Below are 24321 nucleotides of genomic sequence, written 5' to 3' on the forward strand. Positions count from 1 at the left end.
GAAGTTAAGCTCTCCAGCGCCGATGATAATGAAGGGGCAACCCTTTGTGAAAGTAGGACGCCGCCAGGCTGGACAATTCCTTTATGAAATGTTAAAATGCTCAGGTATCACATCATAAGGGAAACATATTACATATTCCACAGTAGCTCAGTGGTAGAGCTATCGGCTGTTAACCGATCGGTCGCAGGTTCGAATCCTGCCTGTGGAGCCAATTTGGAGAGCTGTCCGAGTGGCCGAAGGAGCACGATTGGAAATCGTGTAGGCGGTGTTGAGCCGTCTCGAGGGTTCGAATCCCTCGCTCTCCGCCATTTCATTACATAAAGAAAGGCCCGTTGGTCAAGTGGTTAAGACACCGCCCTTTCACGGCGGTAACACGGGTTCGAATCCCGTACGGGTCACCATTTACATATGGAGGGTTAGCTCAGCTGGGAGAGCATCTGCCTTACAAGCAGGAGGTCGGCGGTTCGATCCCGTCACCCTCCACCATCAATAAAACACATCGCGGGGTGGAGCAGTTCGGTAGCTCGTCGGGCTCATAACCCGGAGGTCGCAGGTTCGAATCCTGCCCCCGCAACCAATTTTTAATAAACATATTTCAAACGAAGCAAAAAAATGAAACAACATTTCCCTACCTCAAAAGAAGGTCGAGAAAACAAAAAAGTGAAGGAAGGAACGTACCTCAGTACGTGACCTGACGACACAAACGCAGTTAACGAAGAGATTCGCTTCCTTGCTTTTGGAAAGAAGAACCAAGAAAGTCAAGGAAACAAGAGAGTGGAGGAGGGAATGTACCTCAGTACATGACCTGACGACACGAACGCAGTTGACGCAGAGATTCGCCGCCTTACCTTTTTGAAAGAAGAAACAAGAAGGTCAAGGAAGCAAGAGAGTGGAGGAGGGAACGTACTCCAGTACGTGACCTGACGAGGCGAACGCAGCTGACGCAGAGATTCGCCGTTTATTCTTTCAAAAAAGGGCCTGTGGTGTAGCGGTTAACATGCCTGCCTGTCACGCAGGAGATCGCGGGTTCGATTCCCGTCAGGCCCGCCATTTACTTACTTTCATATCTTTGTTATGATATGAGCAATAATGAATAACTCTTTCACAAGATGGCTCGATAGCTCAGTCGGTAGAGCAGTGGACTGAAAATCCTCGTGTCGGCGGTTCGATTCCGTCTCGAGCCACCATTTTGTGCCGGTCTAGCTCAATTGGCAGAGCAACTGACTTGTAATCAGTAGGTTGGGGGTTCAATTCCTCTGGCCGGCACCATTTTTAAAAAATTGGAGGGGTAGCGAAGTTGGCCAAACGCGGCGGACTGTAAATCCGCTCCTTCGGGTTCGGCGGTTCGAATCCGTCCCCCTCCACCATTTTGAAACAGGGGTATAGTTCAAAGGCAGAACAGCGGTCTCCAAAACCGTCAATGTGGGTTCGATTCCTACTACCCCTGCCATTTTTATTTCTTTTTTTAAATGGCGGTTGTGGCGAAGTGGTTAACGCACCGGATTGTGGCTCCGGCATGCATGGGTTCGACTCCCATCAATCGCCCCATTCTACAATTTGGGCTATAGCCAAGCGGTAAGGCATCGGATTTTGATTCCGTGATGCGCTGGTTCGAATCCAGCTAGCCCAGCCACATGCGGAAGTAGTTCAGTGGTAGAACACCACCTTGCCAAGGTGGGGGTCGCGGGTTCGAATCCCGTCTTCCGCTCCAGTTATCACAATTTGTGCATGGGTATCATATGGTACCACATGGCGGTATAGCCAAGTGGTAAGGCACGGGTCTGCAAAACCCTTATTCCCCGGTTCGAATCCGGGTACCGCCTCCACTTTACATCTACCTCTGCCGGGGTGGTGGAATGGGCAGACACACAGGACTTAAAATCCTGCGGTTGGTCTACCAACCGTGCCGGTTCAAGTCCGGCCCTCGGCACCAATTTATATTTGGTACTTAACAGGATGGCGGTGTGGCGGAACTGGCAGACGCGCACGACTCAAAATCGTGTTCTTCGGAGTGTGGGTTCGAGTCCCACCACCGCTACCATGCTTATCAATATAATCGTTAATGCACCGATACCTGCGTTCCTGCAGATATCGGTTTTTTATGTGGTTCGAGCTGCTGCAACGGCTTAACACACCCATCTACAGTATTTTACGACTTGTGGTCCCGCTGATAAAGCTGCCCCGTATCTTTTTTTAGTGGGGCCGGCGCTTCTTGTTATTTTCAATCATGAATTGAAGGCCGTATAACAAGGGAGCCTTGCAAAAGAAATAAAGGAAAAACTGAAATGGGTTGAATCGGATTAATTCAGCGACTTTTAATTTTTTGAGTATTTGTATTAATACAAAAGCAATAAAAGAATTAACGATTGCATTAAACAACAAAAAAGGCCGGAAGCATCCGTATCTCCATTTTAATACCCACATCGTGATAATAAAAAATGGACCAATATTAAAAGGGAATTCCCCGGAAATATAAGACGTCGGCTTATTATAAAAGATCCACCATTTCTGTTTTTTGCCGACCTGGACATGCAGTGCTTCCAGTAATAAGATAAGTATCGAAGCAGGGAGATATCTTTTTATATGACGTATCCCGTAAAAAAGCAGGGTCAGCCATGAAAGGATAATCATTGTCATATTGATGATCCATTGATGTTTCAATGACATATTTACTTCCACTCCTTCCTTCATAGGATTTTCCTTTGCTTTTTTACTATTCATTCACAAAGGATAAATGTGAAGGCTGCTTCACTTTGGGTTTTTACAAACTTTATCATTTGATGTGATACTTTGAGTATTATCCGGGGTTTCAACGGGACGGGATAAACGTTTTTCGTATGTATTTCAATGAAACATCGAGTGTTTCATAAAAGTTTTTACGTAAGGGGGAGATTCCTTACAGCGGAAGCTTTTTTTCAGGGGGCTGCAATCATTGTTTTAACACCTTTACAATGATTGCAGAGCCAATAGTAAAACCCCCGCTTCACCTTCATTGGGTGGCAGGGGTAATTTTATAAACTTATTTCGACTTTTTATCAGAAGAGGAGGAGTTTTTGGATTTATGCTTTTGTTTCATCTCTTTTTCTTCGATATTTAAATCTTCCAAAGGGATGAGATCTTCATGAATGGTAGGCGGCGGATCTGAGGTCGTACGGAGATTTTTGTTTTTATCACGATTTTGCTTTTCCGTCATGGAACAACCTCCTTTTCATCATCTATATCTTTGTTAATACCCTGCATGAATCATGAAAAAACATAAGAGTCAGGTGCTACGTTGTCCGCTGTCTCTGTTATGCATTGAAATTTCCGTGATTTTAATGAAAACTTCCGCAGCAGGGGCACCCTTATACTGCGGAAGTTTTTTCAGGACGGCGACAGGTGTTGAAGCTGCGGCTCGTTTTGATTCAGAAGATAGATACTGCTTGTCCCGCTGTGAAGCTGAATGAACATGGTGGAAGCTGCCTGCAGCAGCTTCTCTGCTTCAGCGGCTGGAAGGGAAGGGGAAATATAAAAGAGCTGAACAGCGTTTGTTGTTTCCGCCGTTGTCCTGGTTCGTCCAGCATCCACAACAGGACTGCCGAAGGGGCCTGTATGATCAAAAGCGGCCAATTTGCCTTCCATGTTGTTCATCCGCCCATTCAACCCTTCCATCACCTCCTCTTCCTGTCCCCGTCTGATTTTGATATAATCATTCAAGGCATCTCCATCATAAATACCGACCGGCATGTCGTATTGAAGCGAAAAGAAGTTGTTCACATCTGCCGCGGAGTGAATAAAGGGGAGATCTTTTCCACTGCTGATTCGTTTTAAAAGCGCTTCGTTGGAAGGACGGTATCGTTTGGGGTCGATTCCAAGTTCACGGAAGACACCGCGCCACTCTTTGACTCCTTCGTACTCATCGACAGGACGTTCATCCAGATCAGTGCGCACCGTTTCCTGAAAGTATTCGAGACGACCTTTCAGCATGGACGGTGAATCAGCCACGACAATATTTTCATATACAATAATACCAATCTTAAAATCAGGTATTCGTTCAAACAGGTTTTTCTCCATCGAAAAGAGCATATTCTCACCTCTGCTGCCAATTGTTGCGTAGAGTGTACCATATCCAGTATGTTATATAAAATATGAAAGAAGGGAGCGAAATGATGACAGGAGCAGAACTTAAAGAAAAGATTGCTGCCTACAGCAAAGAAATCGGAATTGATAAAATCGGTTTTGCTTCGACAGACCCTTTCCTCACATTAAAGGACAGGCTGATTGAACAGCAGCGCCTTCAGTACCATTCCGGATTTGAAGAACCGGATATTGAAAAACGGACCGAACCGGAGCGTCTGCTTCCCGAAGCAAAGACGATCATTTCGATTGCTCTGGCTTACCCTTCCAAAATGGAAAATGAACCAAAAAGCAGAAAAGGGGACCGGCGCGGAATGTTCTGCCGTGCTTCCTGGGGGGTGGATTATCATAATGTGCTGAAAGATCGTCTGCAGAAACTGGAGGACTATATCCAGGAAATCGCCCCCGAAGCACGAAATCAGTCGATGGTCGATACCGGAGAGCTCTCCGACCGGGCGGTTGCCGAACGGGCCGGCATCGGTTGGAGCGGCAAAAACTGTGCGATTATTACGCCGGAATTCGGATCGTATGTGTACCTTGGGGAGATGATCACCACGCTTTCGCTGGAGCCGGATAAAGAAATCACGGACCAGTGCGGGACGTGCAACAAGTGTGTGGATGCCTGCCCGACCGGCGCTCTTGTTCAGGGAGGACAGCTGGATGCAGGGAGCTGTATTGCCTATTTAACGCTGACCAAAGGATCTCTGCCCGAACGCTTCCGCAAAAAAATAGGCAACCGGTTGTACGGCTGTGACACGTGCCAGACGGTGTGTCCGGAAAATAAAGGAATGGACCACCATCAGCATGAAGAATTCGAACCGGATCCGGAAGTGGTTAAACCCAGTCTGGAGCCGCTTCTTACCATCAGCAACCGTGAATTCAAAAATACTTTCGGCCCTATAGCTGGTTCATGGAGAGGAAAGAAACCGATACAGCGCAATGCCGTTCTCGCTCTTGGCACGTATAAAGCCGATGAAGCATTGGATTCGCTTGTTCACGTACTCCACCGGGACCCGCGTCCGGTTATCCGGGGTTCTGCGGCCTGGTCGCTCGGCCAGATCGGCACAAAAGAAGCTGTAGAAGCATTGCACGAGGCAGGGCAGCAGGAAACCGAGGAGGACGTGCAGGAGGAAATCGCTAACGCCAAAGCCCCGCACGCTGTTCCATAAGGAGATGATGGTATGAATGCCCCGCAGCCTTTGTTATACCAGGAAATGAAAAGCCCCGTCGGATGGATTACCACCGCAGCTACATCGTCGGGACTGTGTGTGCTGCATTACGGCAGAGTCGATGACGTCATAGAGCAGATCACACCCTGGCTGACTCGTTACAGCCTTTCCCGCCGCTTTGAAAAAGACAGCTCTGACACTCACGGCATTCTTAAGCAGCTGGATGAATACTTTGACAGACGCCGGCATTCTTTTGACCTGCCGCTGGATTTATACGGTACCGCCTTTCAAAAAGCAGTATGGAACGCGCTGTACGATATTCCGTACGGAGAAACGAGGTCCTATAAAGACATTGCCGAAGCAGTACAGTCTCCGAAGGCGGTCCGGGCCGTCGGCATGGCCAACAATAAAAATCCTGTTTCTCTTGTCGTTCCCTGCCATCGTGTGATTGGCAGCAATGGAAAAATGGTGGGATACGGATCCGGCGTGGATAAAAAAGAATACCTTCTGCAGATGGAAGGAAGCGTTTCTGCTCCCTCCTGAAAAATAGAAAGGCATCCGCTTTCCTGCGATGCCTTTCTATTTTTCTACATCCCAAAAGGAATGACCGCTCTTTCTCCTTAATAGAATGAGTCAGTGGCAGAACAAGTAGGAGGAGGGGTGAGGATGAAGAGGAAGTGGTTGGAATCCTGGGAAAAGCACTTGCAGCAGTGGGTCTCTTTTCAGCTCCAGCGCAGCCAGGCAAAACCGGCTAAAACCATCCCGCAGGAAACAGAGATGCTCCGGCGTTTTAAGAAAACCCTCGAACGCAGAGGCGCAGAACTTCTGAAAATCAAAATCAAGTGTCATCCCTACCGGCTGCAGCGGTTTGAAAAACAGGAACATATCTACTATAAGCTTCATCTCATGCGGATTTTAAAAATCAAAGAACAGTATCATATGGAAGAACAGTGGATACCAAGAATGATGAAAACACATGACGGACATGTGATCATTGATCAGGAGCAGCCCCAGCCGGCACAGAGGCCGTTTCGTACAGGGAAGCCGATCTATCCGGAGCAGCGTTTTTTTTCGTATGACCGTAGAAAAGCTGTGCAGTATGCAGAAACGTGGTGGAATGATTACCATCCTGATTATCAGGCGTTTTCGGATAATTGTACGAATTTTATCTCGCAATGCTTACGGGCAGGGGATGCTCCAATGCGGGGGCAGCCGGACCGGGGGAGCGGCTGGTGGTATACCGGCGGGAACTGGAGTTACAGCTGGGCGGTCGCGCATTCGTTCCGCTGGTATTTAAGCAGTTCCGACAGCGGATTGACAGCAGCGGAAACCGAAAAACCGGAGAACCTGGGGCTGGGGGATGTGATCTGCTACGATTTCAACGGAGATGACAACTGGCAGCATTCCACCATTGTTACCGGGTTTGATGGAAACGGGGAACCCCTTGTTAATGCACAGACTTCAAACAGCAGAGCACGTTACTGGACGTATGAAGATTCTACGGCGTGGACACCCGCCATCCGCTATAAATTTTTTCAAATTGGACAAGGGTGAAACAAGCATTTCGAAAAAAGATGTGATATAATACGTGAGGTTTTATCAAGATATCAGCTGACCATCCGTGGAAGTTCTCCCCGGATGAATGTTTTATTTTCCAGTAGTAGATGAGGTGCACGTTTCATGAGCAATCACATTGTTTTATACCATCCTGAAATACCAGCCAACACGGGGAACATTGCCCGCACATGTGCAGGGACGGGGACATTTCTGCATTTGATTCGGCCGCTCGGCTTTTCCACTGAGGATAAAATGCTGAAGCGGGCCGGCTGTGACTACTGGCCGGATGTGTTGATTTATTATCACGATACACTGGAAGAATTGTTTGAAGAATGGCCGGAGGGCGAGTTTTATATGATTGAAACAAATGGCAGCCGTCTGCACACTGACTTCTCCTACGCGGATCCGGCCAAAGACCATTTCTTTGTGTTCGGCAGTGAGTCGACAGGCCTTCCGGAAACCATCATCGACCGCCACCAAGAAAGATGTCTGAGAATTCCGCAGAACGAAGCGGTTCGTTCTTTTAACCTGTCCAACTCGGCGGCGATCATTGCCTTTGAAGCCCTCCGCCAGCAGCAGTTCCCGGGATTATCCTGAAACAGGCAGCAGAAACGGAAGAAAAGGGGCGGTTTCGTGAACCGCCCCTTTTCATTGCATATTAGTGTTTGTGAGGCTTGTCTTCAAATCCTGCAGACAGAACCGAGATCATGAACGTGACGCACAAGCCAATCAATAGTACCAGTTTCATGTATAAACCTCCTCGCTTGTGTTTGCTGTTTTCCATTATACCTGAGAACAGGTCGTCTGTGAATGAAGGAAAAAGGTGGCTTCATGTTTTTGGTAAAAAAGACAGCTGCCTGATATAATGAAAGCAGTATACAGTTTCCTCCAGGTGGAGGAATTTGATTCAGAAAGGATGATGGGAATGTACGTTGTGATGAACGAACTGCATGTTCCGGACGACGCAAAAGAAACGATGCAGGAAAGGTTCGCCAAAAGCGTGGAACATATGAAAAATACTCCCGGCTGCATCGATTTTATGTTTCTGGAACAAAACGAAGAAAACGGCAGCCAGGTTGTATTTACAAAGTGGGAGTCGAAGCAGCATTACGAAGATTGGGTGAACAGTGATGCGTTTAAGAAAGCCCATCAGCATTCCAGTGGGGAGGAAAAGAAGAGCGCCGCGACTGGAAGTACATTGAAAGCATATGATGTCATCCATCATTTCTAGCGGCCCATGCTGAAGCTGCAGCTTATTATTCTGCAGCTTTTTTTCATGAAATGATCAACTCAACGACGAGGATTGTGGTACGGAATGAGAAATACATATTTAACAAGTCATTTTCCGCTGTTTTCGATTTTACTATTCAGCCTTTCGTTTTCCCTGTATAGTGAACGACAAATTTCAGGCTGGCTGAAAGATGTTGGTCTGTACGCGGGGATGCTGGAATTTTTCAGTGCCGGTGGAATACAGCTCACCCTTCTTTTCTTTTTGGTTCTGTTCTTTTTTATGATTTTTTCTGCGCTGAAATTAATCGCGGACACGTTAATGGAGCTGTCATTGCTGTTTTTCTCCAAAGACGTGGAAGGAATCGAACTTGCCAACCTGAGGAAGGGAACCTGGATTTATCTTGCCGGCAGTGCAGCTTCTTTTCTGTTTATATGGATGCCGCTTGGGATGGTATGCTGTTTTCTTGCGGCGACTCTCGTCTATTTCGTGTTTGTCGTATACCATATCTCGGATTCCCTCAGCGGAGCCGGCATGTTCGGTCTCATTTTCTTTCATATCACGTTTTGGTGCGCAGCCGCCGCCGGCACCTCTTATGCAGGCTTTCGTCTGTATAACAGCCTGATGAAAAGCCTTCCTATTTAATAAAAAAGGCTATTTATTTGAAAGTCCTTCCGCAATGTCTTTCCAGAGCTCCAGGTGGGTGCTGCGAAGCTCTGTCTCCAGAGTGGCCGGATTATCCTTCCCGACCCACACCCCTGTGGTATAGCGGTTATTATAGCCGGCAAACCAGAGATCGTGGTAGCTGTTGGTCGTGCCTGTTTTGCCTCTCCATTCCCCGGTGCCGGGGTCAGCCCCGCGGCCGGTCCCTTCTGTTATAACACTTCTCATCATGTGCCGGAGTTCCTGGTTGGTCTGTTCACTCCAGACAGAGCGGCTTGTCTCCTCCCATTCATAAAGCACCTTTCCCTTGCTGTCCGTGACTTTTTCAATGGCACGGGCGGACCGGTAGTCTCCGTTATTTGAAAAAGTGGTATATGCTTTGGTCAGTTCAAGAAGGGAGACGCCGCGGGAAAAACCGCCGAGAGCAGCTGCATAATGATGATCATCTGCATCCACACGGGAAAAGTCGAAAGATTCCAGGTAGGAAAAGGACTGCTGTATCCCGGTTGTTTCAAATAAACGCATGGCTGCTGTGTTATACGAGCGGGCCAGCGCCGTTTTCAGAGTGACCTGCCCGGGATAGCCGCCCCCGGCGTTGGCAGGGCAGTAATCGTGAATGCAGTAGCGGCCGGCATCGACATAATTCTGTCTGTCTGCTCCGTTTTGATCCATATACGGGCCGTACACAAGCAGCGGCTTCATTGCCGATCCGGGCTGGCGGTAAGCCTGAAATGCCCTGTTAAACGTATAAGGTTCATAGTTTTTCCCGCCGCTCAGCGCCTTAATCCGGGAGGTGCGGTGATCCAGCACAACGGCTGCTCCGTTCCCGTTTTTTCCTCGCAGCTGCCTGTTTACTGAAGCTGTCACCTCGTTTTGCAGATCTGGATTCAGAGATGTTTCAATATGAACGCCGGACGTCAGGACCTCCTGCACGCGGTTCTGCAGCTCTGCTTCAATGTCTGCCTTTTCTTTTCCGCCGGCATTTTCCATCCGCCGGGCAAACCCTTCTTTTACACCGATTAACTGTTTTAACTCATGCTCCACGTAAAACGTATAATCCGGATGCAGATTTTGTGTTTCGGTCACATGCAGCTTAACGGGCGTTTCTTTTGCTTCATCAGCCCGGGCCTTTGAGACAGCACCGGTTTCCTGCATCTTCGTTAAAATCCATTCCTGCCGTTTTTTTGTATTCGCTTTTTTGGTCAGTGGATCATAGTGGGACGGATTGGCAGGAACAGCTGCTAGAAAAGTGGTCTCTGCAAGAGTAAGTTCCCTGCTTGATTTCCCGAAATAAAAGTGTGCAGCCGTTTCAAATCCATAAATGCCATTCTGAAAGTAAATCGAATTAATATAAAATTCCAGAATTTTTTCTTTGGAATAATCCTGCTCCAGCTGATACGAATATAACACTTCGGTTAATTTTCGGTTATACGACTGCTCGTGTGTCAAAAACAGGTTCCGCACGGTCTGCTGGGTAATTGTACTTGCTCCCTCTTCAATGCTCCCGGCCTGCACGTTCACAGCAAGTGCGCGGGCCACAGCGGACATGTCGACTCCTTTATGTTCAAAAAAATGCCTGTCCTCCGTCGACAAAAAAGCCTGTTTCACAGAATAGGGAATGTCTTCGATGTCCAGGTAACGCCGGTTCAGCCCCTTGGACAATTCAGAGATAACCCTCCCCGTTTCATCATATATATAACTGTTTCGTTCAATCGATGGATCGCCGATTTCTGTGTCTTCCAGAGTCTGCTCAAAGGAGACGGCTTTGTTTTCTTCCCCGAAAGCCCCCAAAAGAAAAACAGCAAACACAGCCATAAACAAGGCAATACATAGGTATCCGGCTGACATTCTCATGTTTATTCCCTCTTTTTCACTGGACAATTTGTACTTCTGTCTTTATATCGGCAGAATACCCGGTTATGTTCCACCTTTTTTCGCATAGGGATAGAAGTAATACACGGACAAAGCTGTCAGGCATAGTTACTGATCAGAACCATTTATTATGCGCCGAAAGGGGAGGCTCGCACGTTGGAGATTATCAATAAAATACGGGAGCACCGGGAAAAAGAAAAGCAGCTCGAGTGGAGAGGCACGTTCAAGGAATACCTGGAACTGGTGAAGCAGTACCCTCACATAGCTCAGTCCTCACACTCCCGCGTATATAATATGATAAAGGATGCAGGAGTGCTTGAAAAAGATAATCATAAGATGTACCGTTTTTTCGGCGAGGATATTTTCGGACTCGAAGAACCTCTGGAAAAACTGGTGGAGGAATATTTTCATTCCGCGGCACGGAGACTGGATGTAAAAAAGAGAATATTAATGTTGATGGGCCCGGTGAGCGGGGGTAAATCAACGATTGTAACCATGCTGAAGCGGGGGCTTGAGGAGTACTCCAGAACAGATGCCGGCGCGGTTTATGCGATAGAAGGCTGCCCGATGCATGAAGACCCTCTTCATCTGATTCCGCCGCACCTCCGGGATGAATTTTACGAAGAATACGGGATTCATGTCGAGGGCCATCTCTCGCCTTTAAATCTGATGCGTCTGGAGAAAGAGTACGGTGGAAATATTGAAGATGTGATGGTGGAGCGCATTTTCTTCTCTGAAGACAAACGTGTCGGCATCGGCACGTTCAGTCCATCCGACCCGAAATCACAGGATATCGCGGATTTAACTGGCAGCATCGATTTTTCCACCATTGCGGAATACGGATCAGAATCCGACCCGCGGGCGTATCGGTTTGACGGGGAGCTGAACAAAGCGAACCGCGGTATCATGGAGTTTCAGGAGATGCTCAAATGTGATGAAAAGTTTCTCTGGCATCTGCTTTCTTTAAGCGAAGAAGGAAACTTTAAGGCCGGTCGTTTTGCGCTGATCAGTGCGGATGAACTGATTGTGGCTCATACGAATGAAGCGGAATACAAATCGTTTATTAACAATAAAAAGAATGAAGCGCTGCATTCGAGAATTATCGTGATGAATATTCCTTATAATGTAAAGGTGAGTGAAGAGGAGCGTATCTATGAGAAAATGATCGCGGGCAGTGATATGGCCGATGTTCACATTGCGCCTCACGCACTCCGGACCGCTGCCATTTTTTCCATTTTAACGAGGTTGAAAGAGCCGAAAAATCAAACAGTGGATCTTGTGAAAAAGATGAAACTGTATGATGGGGAAGAGCTCGAAGGGTACAAAGATCAGGATGTGGAAGAACTGAAAAAAGAATATCAGGATGAGGGAATGGATGGCATTGATCCTCGTTACGTGATCAACCGGATTTCCTCGGCGATCATCCGTAAAGAAGTGGAATCGATCAACGCCCTGGATGTGCTTCGTTCTCTGAAAGAAGGTCTGGATCAGCATGCCTCCATTTCGGATGAAGATAAGGAAAGGTATCTTGATTTCATCGCAGCTGCCCGCAAAGAATACGATGAAGCGGCCAAAAAGGAAGTCCAGAAAGCATTTGTGTACTCCTACGAAGAATCGGCCAAGACGTTAATGGATAATTATCTGGATAACGTAGAGGCTTACTGCAACAAAAATAAATTAAAAGATCCCCTCACCGGCGAGGAAATGAGTCCTGATGAGAAACTGATGCGCTCGATTGAAGAGCAGATCGGTATTTCCGAAAACGCCAAACGGGCGTTCCGGGAAGAAATTCTGATCCGCATTTCCGCTTATGCCCGAAAAGGGAAAAAATTCGATTACAATTCCCACGAGCATCTCCGGGAAGCTATCCAGCAGAAACTGTTTGCGGACCTGAAAGACGTCGTTAAAATCACGACATCCACAAAGACGCCGGATGAGTCCCAGCTGAAAAAAATCAATGAAGTGACAGCCCGGCTGATTGATGAACACGGCTACAATTCTGTTTCCGCCAATGAACTGCTGCGCTACGTCGGAAGCCTGCTGAACAGATAAATTAAAATGGTGCTCCGCCCCCTGTGACCGGTACAGGTCATGGGGGTTTCATGTGTCCACTTTTCTATCAATTGCTCATAACGTTGAAGCATGATACATTATGAAAAGAGATAGGATGGTGGACAGAACATGAATACGATAGCGAGGGAAGTTTGGGACTGGATCAAAACATTCGCCGTGGTAGTTATCATTGTTTTAATTATACGGACATTTTTCTTTGCCAATTACATGGTACACGGTGAATCCATGATGCCGACGATTGAAAATGGAGAGCGGCTCATTATAAATAAAATCGGGTACGAATTTTCCGAACCGGATCGTTTTGATTTAGTAGTATTTCATGCCAACGAAGAGAGTGATTATATCAAGCGGGTGATCGGACTGCCCGGAGATGAAATCCGGTATGAAGATGACACGTTGTATGTGAATGGAGAAGCTGTACAGGAAGAATACCTTGCCCCATATCGAAGCGAGGCGGAGCGTGGACCGTTCACCTCTGATTTTACACTTGAAGAAGTAACCGGCAGCGAAACGGTACCCCAGGGTAAAATCTTTGTGCTGGGGGATAACAGACGAAACAGCATGGACAGCCGCCGGATCGGTTTTGTGGATATGAGTGAAGTCGTCGGTGAAGCAAACCTCCGGTACTGGCCGGTCGACGAGTTTAGAGTGATGAGATAAGAAAGGGGGCTGTATCAAAAGGTGCAGCTCCTTTTTTTCAGCAGGAAAAGATCGACCGCCTGTACTGATAAGAAGAGGCAGACTGGAAGTTTCGTTTTATTCAGAATAATGTTGCAAATGCGTCCTGTTTCCCGCATACGATAGTAGTAGTCCAACTTTTTTTATAGAAACTACAGGGGAAAGGGGACCCTACTATGTCAGAGAAAGCAAACCGCAGTTTCGTCATTTCAAAGGAAAACTGGTCCCTGCACCGCAAAGGCCATCAGGATCAGCGCCGGCATCAGGAAAAAGTCCAGGAAGCTGTACGGAATAATCTCCCTGATTTAATTACCGAAGAAGATATTGTGATGTCAAACGGTCGTGATGTGGTGCGGATACCGATACGTTCCATGGATGAATACAAAATCCGTTATAATACCGAAAATAATAAATACACCGGGCAGGGAGATGGGAGCAGTGAAGAAGGGGATGTCATAGCCCGTGAACCGGGGGGACAAAAATCTGAAAAAGGGTCACGCCCGGGGGATCAGGCAGGAGAGGATTACTACGAAGCCGAAGTGTCGATGGCCGAACTCGAAAAACTGCTGTTCCATGAAATGGAGCTTCCCAATCTCCGGCAGAAGCAGCAGGATGATCTGATCATAGAGGATATTGAATTTGATGATATCCGTAAAAAAGGGTTAATGGGAAACATTGATAAACGCAAAACCATCCTGTCCGCCATAAAACGCAACGCGATGGAAGGAAAAGCAAAGATCAATCCGATCTCAGAAGAGGATCTCCGTTTTAAAACGTGGAACGAAAAAATAAAACCGGAATCCAAAGCAGTTATTCTTGCGATGATGGACACGTCCGGATCGATGGGACGCTGGGAAAAATTTATGGCACGCAGTTTTTTCTTCTGGATGATCAGGTTCCTGCGGACGAAATATGAGACAGTCGATATCGAATTCATCGCCCACCATACAGAAGCGAAACGCGTCAGTGAAGAACAGTTTTTCTCCAAAGGTGAAAGCGGCGGGACCATCTGTTCATCCGCTTATGAAAAAGCACTCGAAACGATTGAAAAGGACTATCCCCCGGAACGTTATAACATCTATCCGTTCCATTTCTCTGATGGAGATAATTTAACGTCTGATAATGTAAAATGCCTCCGTCTTCTCCGCGAACTGATGGACGTATCGAGCATGGTCGGTTATGCCGAAGTGAACCAGTTCCGGAAACATTCCACCCTGCTGCAGTCTTACCGCGGCATCGAAGACGAACGTTTCCGTCACTATATTCTGCAAAACAAAACAGACGTATTTGAAGCGCTGCTCTGGTTTTTTTCGAACAATAAGGTAGAGACGGCCTGAGACGGTGAAGAGGGAATAAAAAGAATACCAGTACGAAAAAGGGAAAAGAATACAGGATAGATAATAACCCGGACGCTGGTACGTCGTACTTTGTGAGACAGGCGGCATCGTCCGGGTTTTTCAGATTCCATTCCCGTGACCCGCGCTTTTCCGGCTGTTAGTGGACATGGCCGGTGTCTTATATTCGCAGTAGAACAGTTGCGGGGATAGACTGCATCTTTTTTCTCCACACGAAAAAAGCCGCCTGGGAGAGCGGATGCTCATCCAGGCGGCTTTTGGTATGATAGGAAAACAGTAGTAGTCTGTCGTATAAAAGACTGGTCGGGATGACAGGAGTTGAACCTGCGACCCCAGGCACCCCATGCCCTCAAATCCCATCATAATAGGATTTTCACACTACATATTCAAATCAATGAAATGTAACCACTTGCTTTTATTAACTATAGATAACACTATAAAGGATATAAAAATATCTGTCAAATGGTTTTCTGAAATTTAATAGATTTTCCATCACAATCCATAGAAATACCATCTGTATCTAATGTGTACTTTATGTATAGTTATCTATACCAATATAGACCTAATGGTCATGAAATGAATATAATTAATGAGAATGGACTGTGTGGCTTTGTGTGATGGTGCGTCATCGGCGACGCAGGGGGGCAGGGGGTATCTGGCAGTCCTTCACAAAGACCACCAGAATAGCATATTTGATACGCAGGTTATTTTCAAAAGTACTGTCATATCAGTTTTTACTCACAAAATAGTATAAGTAGGGGCTTTTACTCACCTATCACTCAAATATGAGGGATAGACTTTTTCCCAAAAAGAATATTGATATGACAGTCCTGAGCCGAGTTTATCCCTGAATCGGGAAATAGTATATCGAGGTTGCTGAGAGCAACCAACATAGAGCAATTAAAAAATATCATAACAAAACAGACAAAGAACGTTTGACATACTTTGACCTAAATGTTACGATAGTTTTATCAGTATTTAAATTAAAATATAGAATTACATAGTACAATTAGAAAGCCTATATTTAGTGTACATATGTAAATGCCGAAAGTCAACTACTAATTTAAATTTCATTTTCTTTAAGGAGGTGTCTAAAATCTAATGAAAAAGTGAATAGAAAGTGCAGTATAGCAGGGATTTGACAGTAGAAAATAATAATCTTAAAAAAGGAGAAATCAAAAATGAATGAAATGAATCACATGCTACACGAAGTTACAAGCGAGAGACTGCAAGGACTGGTGATGAAAGCAGTTAGGGGAGAAGTTTTAGATGGAAGTGAAAAAGATGAACTGAAAGACCTTTTCATCGACGACCAGAAGATGTGGGCATCTGACATCAAGGAAACATATCAGAGTTTACAACAGGCTTATAGTGAAAAAAAAGAAATGACTACTATTTTGAATGACATGAAAAATGACAAAGATGAACGTCAAAAGGATTATTATAAAATGTCCTCTTTGTACAGTCTTGCTGAACATTTCATCGTTCAACAGGGGTTGGAAGAACAATACATTAATTTCATTGATAATGTAGCAGAGAATGAGACATTAAAAGAGTTTCAAAAACCTGCTAAATTCCAATCTGACATGTACGCCATTGGAACGATATATGATGAATACGGTCATATGAAGGAAGTAGAATAGTTTTAAACAGAATCGCTATTAGTAAATGAACATGAAGAAAAACAATGATTACAAAAAGGAGATTAAAACAATGATTACAAACATTATTAACTTAAAAAATCGTAAAAATAGGAGAGAATTAATCTATGAAAACTTTAAAAGATTTTATTGTGACTTATCAGGAAGGCGAAGAACGAGCACTTGAAGATTTAATTACATACAAAACCAGACCAGTAAACAACGTTCAAATGGTTGATGGAATAAGAAAAAAGGCAAAATCAAGAATACATTATCTTCATTTTACCGACTATCGTATGAACACATTGCTGTATTCGATGAAAGAGAAATATCACTGGATTGATGAAGGTGATGTAGATGAAGCGTTTTTATCACTGTTTTATAAAATATTGCCTAAAGTGGATACTACCAAGACACCAGCGGAAGTAGTAAGTTATGTTACTAAACGAATTAGGTTTAAGATGAACGATGAAATTAAAAATCTTGATTTATCTGACCATGAAATAAGCGAATTCATGCCTGCTCAGAGGGAGCAGTATACGGGCGAAAAAGCAGATGAAAGTGGAAGTGTATATAATGACTTTCAATTATATGACTGGAAACTCATGGAATCGGGAAATCACTATCATGACTTTCTGAAACATATTGGCGGTATAGAAAATGTACTGACGGAAGAACAGAAAAAAGTTTTTAAAATGCACGAACAGCATATGACGCAAGAGGACATTGCCACGGAACTAAGTAAAACACAGAATACTGTGTCCCTAACAATCCAGAGAGCAAAACAAAACGTTGCACATGCGTGGATCACCTTCAGAACAGTGAAAGCATTACAAGAAGATAGCACTGCTTACAATGCTATACAGAATTTTTTAGAATACTATTATGCCCTCGATGATGTAGCACAAAATGTTGATTATTTTGCATTTGTCGTCCAGTTTTTACGTAAACATATACATAAAGACGATACAAATTTTGAGTTAATGCAAGAGAATAAAGTAGATTATCGTATGAGTGTGATTGATGTACTTTATGATTACATGAAGGGAAACATGGTTGTACGATTAATTCAGTACCTACAAGGCACAATAAGTTTACAGCGAAATGAGAAGGACAGAATGACCAAAAGAGTTATAAAAGCATTCATGGAGTTTCTAGAAGAAGGAATTAGCCCTGATAGTAAAGGCATAGAGAGACAATTGAAAGTGTTTTATGACAGGGAAATCAAGAACAACATAAACGAGTATATCGAAGAAGATAGAAAAATCAATGATACATACTGATACATATTAAATGAATACAAAATTTTGCAATTCATATCTATATCATAACTGACTTTAATAGTAGAGGGAAATTTTAATTTTCTTTTTAGCCATTTGTACAATATGGCACTCATTTTTATTATTCCTTGAATTAATTCCCATTATGATAGGAATATACCTCACATAATTAAGAAGTAGTAGCCCCTTGTATCCTCCTTTGGGCTGCTATTTTTTTAATTTTAAACACTCATATTTTTGATTGAAAGGGTGATGAAAACATGGCAGAAATTAAATCAGCAGGTTATCAAGCAATTAGAGATTTTATCCAATCCAATTGGACATACATTGAAATCAAAGATGATTCAGATACAGCAGTATTGCGTGTATCTCCATCTGATAGTCGTGTTTCATGGATTCACACAGCAGGAAATCAAACGTTACAGATTCAAATTGTTGTAAAAGGTTCTGATTCTGATATTTCCATTCCGCAGACGTTTGCTTTATCTGCAATTTTTGATACTGAATCAGGTGGAACAGCATACAGTGAGGAATCATTCACTGCTTTTACAATGGAATCTGAAGAAGATGAAATTACAGTTGTCCATTCTATTCAAGTACCGCAAGTTTAAGGCGGTGATTAGATGATAGGCACAGGAACACAGTCAGACCCATATGTTCTTGAAACAGCAACAGATTTAACAAGTGTCAGTAATGATGATACTACATGGTCTTCATACTTTGAATTAGCCAATGATATTGATATGGAAGATGGCAGTATCACGCCTATTGGCTATAGAGGGAATGGTTTTACAGGTTCTTTTGACGGAAAAGGATATGTCATTTCTAATCTAAACATTACATATGAGAATCGTGCAGGAATATTTGGCTCTATTGGTTTTTATGCAACAATTAAAAATTTAGGTGCAGACAACGTAAATGTAACGAGTGATGATTCACAAATAGGCGTAATAGTTGGTGCTAACTATTCCTCTACTGTTGAAAATTGTTTTGTCAAAAACTCAACAGTTTCAGGGGCAGGAAGCCAAGTTGGTGGAATAATTGGATATGGTAATAATCCAAAAGCGATTAATTGTAACGTTTTGAACGTCAATGTGGAAGGTGAATCGGAAGTTGGTGGATTTTATGGTTATGCTCAATCAGATGATTCTTCATACTTTACAGAAAACTGCTATGCAGTAGCAACTGTTGTGAAAAGCACAATGACAGATTCTACATATGGTGGATTTGTCGGCAGTATTAATACAAATAGTGGATATAGGCATGATTTTACAGATTGTTATTATGATTTTGAGTATTTTGGAGAGCAAAAAGATGGTGCTTCAGGGGAAGATGTTTCCCCAAAAACAACACCAGAAATGCAAACACAGTCAACATATTCTGGTTGGAATTTTGATGAAATCTGGACGATAAATGATGGAGAGTATCCTACACTTCAAGTATTTATAGATGAGTCAACTTTGCCTGTTCAAGAATCTGTAGAAGTATCAACTTTTATTCCATCTATTGAATCAAATACTACTAAAACAAAGGTAACAGCAAAGAATACAGATACCTATATCAATACTATTCAGAGCAAATCTGAGCGTCACCTTAAAACAACTAGAAGTATTATGACCTACACTTCACCAATATATTCCAACGCTACACAGAGCCACAGAAGTGTACGCACGTCTGATGTTGGTGTTCAATCATGGCTATTTCCTATTCATTCAGGCACAAAGAGAGTTGCAAAAGGACATATCAATGCAACATCTTACATCGAAAAAATAGTAGGCAGTGTGAATGTGCCAACACAAGATATAGTTGTAAACGCAACGGTTTCTTATATCGAAAATCCGACAAATACAGTCATACAGCAGAATCCTACATATACAATCGTTCAGGAGAATCCTTCTGATGTGGAGGTGGTGAAATAATGGCATATACAGGTGATACTGTCAGAATGAAAGTGTATTTTCGTTCACTCGAAGGCAACGCTATCAATCCCAATGATGTAACTTTGACACTATTCGACAAAGAAAAACAAGAAATAGAATCAATGACTTTAGACACCTCGAATCAGGAAGATGAAGGTGTCTATTTTTATGACTATGTGATACCCGATGACAAACAAAAGATTATCTTTGAGTTTCGAGGGTCAATCAATAATAAGCCAATCGTAAGCAGAGGAACGATTGAGCCAACATTTTATTAATCTTGGAAGAAGGAGGTATCAGAAATGGCAGAAGAAAACACTACATATTCAGAAGAACAGGTTCAGGAACAAATTGAACAGGCAAAACAACAATGGAAAGAAAATGAACTGAATCCTGTTGTTCAGGAACGTGATGAGTTGAAGCAATACAAACCTGATGAAAAATCTGAAGAACAGAAGAAAGTGGAACAAAAGGAAAAAGAATTGTTTGAAAAAGAAGTCAATATTGAATTGCAACAAAAAGGGTTGGAAGATTTTGCTGATGTGATTCAGGTTTCTAACAAAGAGGAACTAAACAATATGATTGAACAACTTGAAAAGGTTGTGAATCAGCGTAAACTGGATAACTCGTATCAGCCGGAGAATCACAAACAATCTGATGAATATTCCAACGCTAAAAGCAATGGAAATACAAAAGATATGATTAAAGCATTGTTTTCCAGCAATTAAAACTTGGAATAACACTTAATTAATAAAAAATAGGAGAGATGTAAAATGTTTAAACATGAGAATTTTGTTGAAGGTCAATCTATTGATATGCAAGATGTAATTTACCAAACAACACCAGTAGTAACGCCATTTACTACTTTTGCGATGGCACGTCAAGTGGGTGCGACTTCTCCCCAGGTTAGTTGGCTTACAGAGGAAATTGATGAATCCAGTGCCAAAACAATGGCTGAGGGTGCAGACGCTCCGGCATATGTTCAAGATACTACTGGTATCAATGACAACTACTTAGAAATCTTTGGTGCTACTGCTACTGTAAGTAACACTGCACAAGCGTCAAACGCTACTGGTATTAATGACCTTCTGGCAAAACAAGTATCCAACAAAACAAAAGCAATGAAGATGAGAATTGAGGACAAATTGATTAATGGTACTAAAGGTTTCAGTAATGGTAAATATACAACTGGCGGTATCCTTGAACAAATTGATTCTGCACAGCAGGTAACTGGCTCTACTTTTGACCAGTCGGCTTTTGAAGAAACTCTTTCTGCTCTATATCATGCAGGTGCGAATGACAGCATGACTGTATTCCTTCCTGCAAGTATGAAAACACAAATCAACAATTTTGAGGACGTTACTTTCCTTGCACGTGATGGAGAAATTGGCTTTGATACAGAGGTATATTCTTCTGTATACGGTCAGGTACGTTTTGTACTTTCTGAAAAAGTCGGTGCGGATAAACTATTTGTAGTCAATGGTGACTATCTTGAAATGCCGACACTTATTCCATTTAATGGTACACCGCAACCTGTCAGCGGTTCTAAGCAATCGGTATACCTCGAAACACAAACAGGTATTACGTTGCTGAATCCGAAAGCCGCCGCAAGTTTCACAGTAACTACAGCATAATATTATTAGGGTAGGCTTATGCCTGCCCTTTTTATTTATAATACTCAAAGAGTGAGAAAAAGGAGTAATAAAAATGAAGGTCAGGCATATTTACCATATCAGAAGAAAAGAGAAGAAAATTCCAATGGAAAAAGTTGCAAACTATATCGGCTGTAGTCAATCTATGGTTAGTCGATATGAAACAGGCGATTGTGCCTTTTCTGATTTTAAACTTAAAAAATACAAGGAATATATAGATAACTATAATCCAAAAAAATAATCGAAAAGGAAGGTGACAAGGTGAGAGGTTGGTTCACTTAATTCTCCTTTTACTCTAAGTAAAATTGAGATTGTATAGCCCAAAATATAACTGCTATACATGAGAGTAAAAGGAGAATTTTTAATAATTGTAGTCAGTCGTGTCATTGGTTTGTGAGATGGAGAATTAGGTGATTAACGCTTCATCTAATTTATGAAAGAAAGATTAAAAGAACGATTCCCTGCATGGTGCGAGGATTTTACAAAGGAACAGCATACAACGTGTTTAACAGACGATTTAGATTCTTTACTGGGGTGCAGTATTGAAAAAATGGTGAAAGGAAATCCAATCAATCATTTCTATAGTTTTGACCAATTATATACTGCTGATAAATCAGATAAACGCAAAGCAATAGGCGTTGATTTAGCGTTAAATGAAGGCAAAAGTTGGTGCAATCACGTTGTTAGGATTCATGAAGATGACTATGTAAATCCAGATACAGCCAATATAAACGCTGTTTTGAACGTCCACAAAGGGAATTATTTTCAGAAATACGCCATGTCAACAGCATTGATGATGTGGTCTTATTATCAACTTCCTTTGCCAGAATCAGAGGAAGGAAAAAAGTTATTATTATCCATTGATTCATCATTTTTAGGTCACTATGATAACAGGTTTAAAGGCGTACATAACGCTTATTTGAGAGAGTTAGGTTTTGAAGAATTAATTAATTGTTTGGATAGAACAAGTAAAAAAGAATTTTTTGACATCCAACAGAAATACAATACCAAAGCCAAAATAAAAATAGATGGCAATGGATATTTATATACAAAATTACCCCTTGCAGAATTGCAGGGGATTTTTAATGTGCCATTGGAGTTGCCACAACAACAATTTCAGAAAACGCATGAGTTTGAATCAAAGGAAGGTTCTACATATACCACTAATAGCAAAAACAACCTTCCACATCTTGTTAGTTTTGCACTTACAGGAACGAAAAAATTTAAATATACAACAGTGAACTAGGAGGAATAATCATGATAAAAGCAAGCGACATGTTCTTTTGCTATAACAAAAATCTAGCCCAATATATCAAATCAAGGGGTATCTACAGTATTACTACTGCCATTCACCCCACTACAGGGAAAATGTTCACCCTGTTTCCGAAATCGGAAGAACTACAGCAAGCCCTAAACGAATATCACAATCACAATCATAATCAATAATCTAATCTAAATTTATAAGCGAGGTACTCAGGAGGTAAACACTATGGAAGAAATTCAAAAATATCTGCACGATGAATCAGGAAAAAGAAAGATATTCATGCCCAACGAAATATTTGAGGACTTCAAAAACAACATAAGTAAAAGACCGCAGAGAGCGTTTGCTTATGCTTATTATTATTTAATCACTTATCTATATAGGTATTGCTTGTGGAATCCTGAACTCACTCAAAGCAAACTCAAAGAGATACTAGGATATGCAGGGAATAATAAAGCAGTAAACTATCTCATTAAGCAAAATGGCGTTCTGGAAGAATTGAACTACATAAAAACAACAAAAGATATTCCTTTAGATTGGGAATTTACAGACGATGATGATAGGGAATACATAGAGTTTTCAACGGTATCGGATTTTGAAGAAAATATATTACAAACATTGAAATATCCTAAGAATTTCAAAATAAGAGAACCATATAAGGCATTTTGGCGTTCAGAAGAAGATGAACACTATGGAACGTTCTATGATGTATCCTATACTCACCAGATTCCATTTAGAGTATTTGAGTTTTGTATGACCAATGAAGATATTGGTGTGATGGGGTTTTATCTATATGCTTATATAAAAAGTAAGAATCAGATATTTGAAAATGGATATGATGTATCTTTTGAGAATCTAGCCGATGAGGTTGGATTCTCTTTTAGTGCAACGGAAAAATATTTAAACATACTCAGAAGGTACAGAATGGTGGTAGGCATTGTGAATATGGAGTTTGGGGCTTATGTACGTGGTTTGCCGAAAGAAGAACGTTGGGCAAACACATACTTTGTGAATGAACCTTATCAATTTTCTGTTGAACCTATGCCTTATAAGAAAGCAAAAATGATTAGTATGGATACTTATTACCAGAAGAAAGAACATAAGGAACAGATTGCTGAGGAAATAGATGATTTGTTTAGCGACTAAATTGGAAAGGTTATTTTTATAGGGTACATATAACATACTATATTATTTTTATTATTAATATATTTAAATAAATAAAAAACTATATAATATTGTCTATTACATGTACCCTATATTTTTAACCTTTCCACATAATCAATAATCAAGGGGTGTAAATATGCTAGAAGAAAGCAACAGAAATATAGAAGAAATGAATATATCATTAGAAGAAAACCTTAGAGTGTTAGAACAATTATTAGAAAACGTCAAGGCAGGTGAACGAGTATGAACATATATGAAGCGTTGCAAAGCCCAAAAATCTCATATGTCAACAAACAATACTTCATCTGGAAACATGGAATACGTTTTGACCAGACACTTGAACCTATGGAAGAAGAACGCTTTCTCAGGCACGTGAATAGGAAAACTTTCAACGGATTCATAAAGTGGGAACGTACCCCAGAATATCGAGCGTTATTATCGATTTATTTTGATTCTCTTATGGCTAATGATATGGAACAGATATATCATACCGTTTCAGAAAAGGCAAAAGAAGGTGAAGAAAAAGCAGTAAAACTGTACCTCACTTTAACAAAAGAAATGAAGGAACAGCAAAAAGTTGCAGAAGAAATTTTAAAAGGTGATAAGGAAGAAAAAGAGAAAGATGACGGATTAGAGTTAAATTAATGTCTGAGAGAAGGCATACAGCGAAATTAGTTATTGTTTTGTGATACCA

General features: G+C 42.4%; 24 protein-coding genes and 16 tRNA genes. 37 read left to right on the forward strand and 3 right to left on the reverse strand.

Features of this window, described 5'->3' with window-relative positions; all coding sequences use genetic code 11:
• The first annotated feature begins 136 nt into the window (after window positions 1-136).
• From ACFSUB_RS00300 to ACFSUB_RS00375, 16 genes are all read left to right on the forward strand, one after another.
• Window positions 137-211: transfer RNA gene (locus ACFSUB_RS00300), tRNA-Asn, on the forward strand.
• A 4-nt stretch (window positions 212-215) separates the two neighbouring features.
• A tRNA-Ser gene (locus ACFSUB_RS00305) sits at window positions 216-308 on the forward strand.
• 18 nt (window positions 309-326) lie between these two features.
• Window positions 327-401: transfer RNA gene (locus ACFSUB_RS00310), tRNA-Glu, on the forward strand.
• Window positions 402-410: 9 nt separating this feature from the next.
• Window positions 411-486, forward strand: a tRNA-Val gene (locus tag ACFSUB_RS00315).
• Window positions 487-500: 14 nt separating this feature from the next.
• A tRNA-Met gene (locus ACFSUB_RS00320) sits at window positions 501-577 on the forward strand.
• A 397-nt stretch (window positions 578-974) separates the two neighbouring features.
• Window positions 975-1050, forward strand: a tRNA-Asp gene (locus tag ACFSUB_RS00325).
• A 61-nt stretch (window positions 1051-1111) separates the two neighbouring features.
• Window positions 1112-1187 (forward strand) — tRNA-Phe (locus ACFSUB_RS00330).
• A 6-nt stretch (window positions 1188-1193) separates the two neighbouring features.
• Window positions 1194-1269, forward strand: a tRNA-Thr gene (locus tag ACFSUB_RS00335).
• A 13-nt stretch (window positions 1270-1282) separates the two neighbouring features.
• Window positions 1283-1367 (forward strand) — tRNA-Tyr (locus ACFSUB_RS00340).
• A 9-nt stretch (window positions 1368-1376) separates the two neighbouring features.
• Window positions 1377-1450: transfer RNA gene (locus ACFSUB_RS00345), tRNA-Trp, on the forward strand.
• Between the two features lie 22 nt (window positions 1451-1472).
• Window positions 1473-1548: transfer RNA gene (locus ACFSUB_RS00350), tRNA-His, on the forward strand.
• A gap of 10 nt (window positions 1549-1558) precedes the next feature.
• Window positions 1559-1633: transfer RNA gene (locus ACFSUB_RS00355), tRNA-Gln, on the forward strand.
• A gap of 3 nt (window positions 1634-1636) precedes the next feature.
• Window positions 1637-1711, forward strand: a tRNA-Gly gene (locus tag ACFSUB_RS00360).
• A gap of 40 nt (window positions 1712-1751) precedes the next feature.
• Window positions 1752-1826 (forward strand) — tRNA-Cys (locus ACFSUB_RS00365).
• Window positions 1827-1842: 16 nt separating this feature from the next.
• Window positions 1843-1933, forward strand: a tRNA-Leu gene (locus ACFSUB_RS00370).
• A 25-nt stretch (window positions 1934-1958) separates the two neighbouring features.
• A tRNA-Leu gene (locus ACFSUB_RS00375) sits at window positions 1959-2041 on the forward strand.
• 978 nt (window positions 2042-3019) lie between these two features.
• Here ACFSUB_RS00375 and ACFSUB_RS00380 read toward each other — a convergent pair.
• Window positions 3020-3193: a hypothetical protein gene (locus ACFSUB_RS00380; RefSeq protein ID WP_380711212.1), complete on the reverse strand. Its 174-nt coding sequence runs from the start codon at window positions 3191-3193 to the stop codon at window positions 3020-3022.
• A gap of 170 nt (window positions 3194-3363) precedes the next feature.
• Window positions 3364-4065: a B3/B4 domain-containing protein gene (locus ACFSUB_RS00385; protein WP_380711213.1), complete on the reverse strand. Its 702-nt coding sequence runs from the start codon at window positions 4063-4065 to the stop codon at window positions 3364-3366.
• Window positions 4066-4148: 83 nt separating this feature from the next.
• On the opposite strand from ACFSUB_RS00385, the gene queG reads away from it, so the two are divergent.
• The 6 genes from queG to ACFSUB_RS00415 all read left to right on the forward strand — a co-directional run bounded on the left by queG (window position 4149) and on the right by ACFSUB_RS00415 (window position 8715).
• The gene (queG, locus tag ACFSUB_RS00390) at window positions 4149-5285 is read left to right on the forward strand and encodes a tRNA epoxyqueuosine(34) reductase QueG (protein ID WP_380713139.1); all 1137 of its coding nucleotides are present in this window, start codon (window positions 4149-4151) and stop codon (window positions 5283-5285) included.
• 12 nt (window positions 5286-5297) lie between these two features.
• Window positions 5298-5828, forward strand: a complete 531-nt coding sequence (locus ACFSUB_RS00395; RefSeq protein WP_380711214.1) for a methylated-DNA--[protein]-cysteine S-methyltransferase — start codon at window positions 5298-5300, stop codon at window positions 5826-5828.
• Between the two features lie 123 nt (window positions 5829-5951).
• On the forward strand, window positions 5952-6839 hold the full coding sequence (locus ACFSUB_RS00400) for an amidase domain-containing protein (RefSeq protein ID WP_380711215.1): 888 nt from the start codon (window positions 5952-5954) through the stop codon (window positions 6837-6839).
• 126 nt (window positions 6840-6965) lie between these two features.
• Window positions 6966-7439, forward strand: coding sequence for a tRNA (uridine(34)/cytosine(34)/5-carboxymethylaminomethyluridine(34)-2'-O)-methyltransferase TrmL (trmL, locus tag ACFSUB_RS00405; protein ID WP_380711216.1), 474 nt, complete (start codon window positions 6966-6968; stop codon window positions 7437-7439).
• Between the two features lie 268 nt (window positions 7440-7707).
• The gene (locus ACFSUB_RS00410) at window positions 7708-8073 is read left to right on the forward strand and encodes an antibiotic biosynthesis monooxygenase family protein (protein WP_380711217.1); all 366 of its coding nucleotides are present in this window, start codon (window positions 7708-7710) and stop codon (window positions 8071-8073) included.
• An 84-nt stretch (window positions 8074-8157) separates the two neighbouring features.
• A complete protein-coding gene (locus tag ACFSUB_RS00415) occupies window positions 8158-8715 on the forward strand; it encodes a DUF5366 family protein (RefSeq protein WP_380711218.1) in 558 nt (185 codons plus the stop codon).
• A gap of 9 nt (window positions 8716-8724) precedes the next feature.
• Here ACFSUB_RS00415 and ACFSUB_RS00420 read toward each other — a convergent pair whose 3' ends face one another.
• On the reverse strand, window positions 8725-10587 hold the full coding sequence (locus ACFSUB_RS00420) for a transglycosylase domain-containing protein (protein ID WP_380711219.1): 1863 nt from the start codon (window positions 10585-10587) through the stop codon (window positions 8725-8727).
• A gap of 174 nt (window positions 10588-10761) precedes the next feature.
• On the opposite strand from ACFSUB_RS00420, the gene ACFSUB_RS00425 reads away from it, so the two are divergent.
• From ACFSUB_RS00425 to ACFSUB_RS00495, 15 genes are all read left to right on the forward strand, one after another.
• Entirely contained in the window at window positions 10762-12657 is a 1896-nt protein-coding gene (locus ACFSUB_RS00425; protein ID WP_380711220.1) for a PrkA family serine protein kinase, read from the forward strand.
• Window positions 12658-12786: 129 nt separating this feature from the next.
• Window positions 12787-13338 carry a signal peptidase I gene (gene lepB, locus ACFSUB_RS00430; protein WP_380711221.1) on the forward strand — a complete coding sequence of 184 codons (552 nt, stop codon included), beginning with the start codon at window positions 12787-12789 and terminating at the stop codon, window positions 13336-13338.
• A gap of 194 nt (window positions 13339-13532) precedes the next feature.
• Complete coding sequence (gene yhbH, locus ACFSUB_RS00435) at window positions 13533-14693, forward strand: sporulation protein YhbH (RefSeq protein WP_380711222.1); 1161 nt, start codon at window positions 13533-13535, stop codon at window positions 14691-14693.
• Window positions 14694-15892: 1199 nt separating this feature from the next.
• Window positions 15893-16354 (forward strand): hypothetical protein, encoded by a 462-nt coding sequence (locus ACFSUB_RS00440; RefSeq protein ID WP_380711223.1) that lies wholly within the window; start codon window positions 15893-15895, stop codon window positions 16352-16354.
• Window positions 16355-16479: 125 nt separating this feature from the next.
• Window positions 16480-17634, forward strand: a complete 1155-nt coding sequence (locus ACFSUB_RS00445; protein ID WP_380711224.1) for a sigma factor-like helix-turn-helix DNA-binding protein — start codon at window positions 16480-16482, stop codon at window positions 17632-17634.
• 257 nt (window positions 17635-17891) lie between these two features.
• Window positions 17892-18242 (forward strand): hypothetical protein, encoded by a 351-nt coding sequence (locus tag ACFSUB_RS00450; protein ID WP_380711225.1) that lies wholly within the window; start codon window positions 17892-17894, stop codon window positions 18240-18242.
• Window positions 18243-18254: 12 nt separating this feature from the next.
• Window positions 18255-19550: a hypothetical protein gene (locus ACFSUB_RS00455; RefSeq protein ID WP_380711226.1), complete on the forward strand. Its 1296-nt coding sequence runs from the start codon at window positions 18255-18257 to the stop codon at window positions 19548-19550.
• Window positions 19550-19828, forward strand: coding sequence for a hypothetical protein (locus ACFSUB_RS00460; RefSeq protein ID WP_380711228.1), 279 nt, complete (start codon window positions 19550-19552; stop codon window positions 19826-19828). The genes ACFSUB_RS00455 and ACFSUB_RS00460 overlap by 1 nt, the downstream gene beginning before the upstream one ends.
• 24 nt (window positions 19829-19852) lie before the next feature.
• Complete coding sequence (locus ACFSUB_RS00465) at window positions 19853-20278, forward strand: hypothetical protein (protein ID WP_380711229.1); 426 nt, start codon at window positions 19853-19855, stop codon at window positions 20276-20278.
• A gap of 45 nt (window positions 20279-20323) precedes the next feature.
• Window positions 20324-21184 carry an SU10 major capsid protein gene (locus tag ACFSUB_RS00470; RefSeq protein ID WP_380711230.1) on the forward strand — a complete coding sequence of 287 codons (861 nt, stop codon included), beginning with the start codon at window positions 20324-20326 and terminating at the stop codon, window positions 21182-21184.
• A 73-nt stretch (window positions 21185-21257) separates the two neighbouring features.
• On the forward strand, window positions 21258-21443 hold the full coding sequence (locus ACFSUB_RS00475; RefSeq protein WP_380711231.1) for a helix-turn-helix domain-containing protein: 186 nt from the start codon (window positions 21258-21260) through the stop codon (window positions 21441-21443).
• A gap of 192 nt (window positions 21444-21635) precedes the next feature.
• Entirely contained in the window at window positions 21636-22448 is an 813-nt protein-coding gene (locus tag ACFSUB_RS00480) for a hypothetical protein (protein ID WP_380711232.1), read from the forward strand.
• 11 nt (window positions 22449-22459) lie between these two features.
• The gene (locus tag ACFSUB_RS00485) at window positions 22460-22648 is read left to right on the forward strand and encodes a DUF5659 domain-containing protein (protein ID WP_380711233.1); all 189 of its coding nucleotides are present in this window, start codon (window positions 22460-22462) and stop codon (window positions 22646-22648) included.
• A 43-nt stretch (window positions 22649-22691) separates the two neighbouring features.
• The gene (locus ACFSUB_RS00490) at window positions 22692-23609 is read left to right on the forward strand and encodes a hypothetical protein (RefSeq protein WP_380711234.1); all 918 of its coding nucleotides are present in this window, start codon (window positions 22692-22694) and stop codon (window positions 23607-23609) included.
• A gap of 261 nt (window positions 23610-23870) precedes the next feature.
• The gene (locus ACFSUB_RS00495; protein WP_380711235.1) at window positions 23871-24272 is read left to right on the forward strand and encodes a hypothetical protein; all 402 of its coding nucleotides are present in this window, start codon (window positions 23871-23873) and stop codon (window positions 24270-24272) included.
• Window positions 24273-24321 lie beyond the last annotated feature (49 nt).

The sequence above is a fragment of the Salibacterium lacus genome (assembly GCF_042684865.1).
Classification (GTDB): domain Bacteria; phylum Bacillota; class Bacilli; order Bacillales; family Marinococcaceae; genus Salibacterium; species Salibacterium lacus.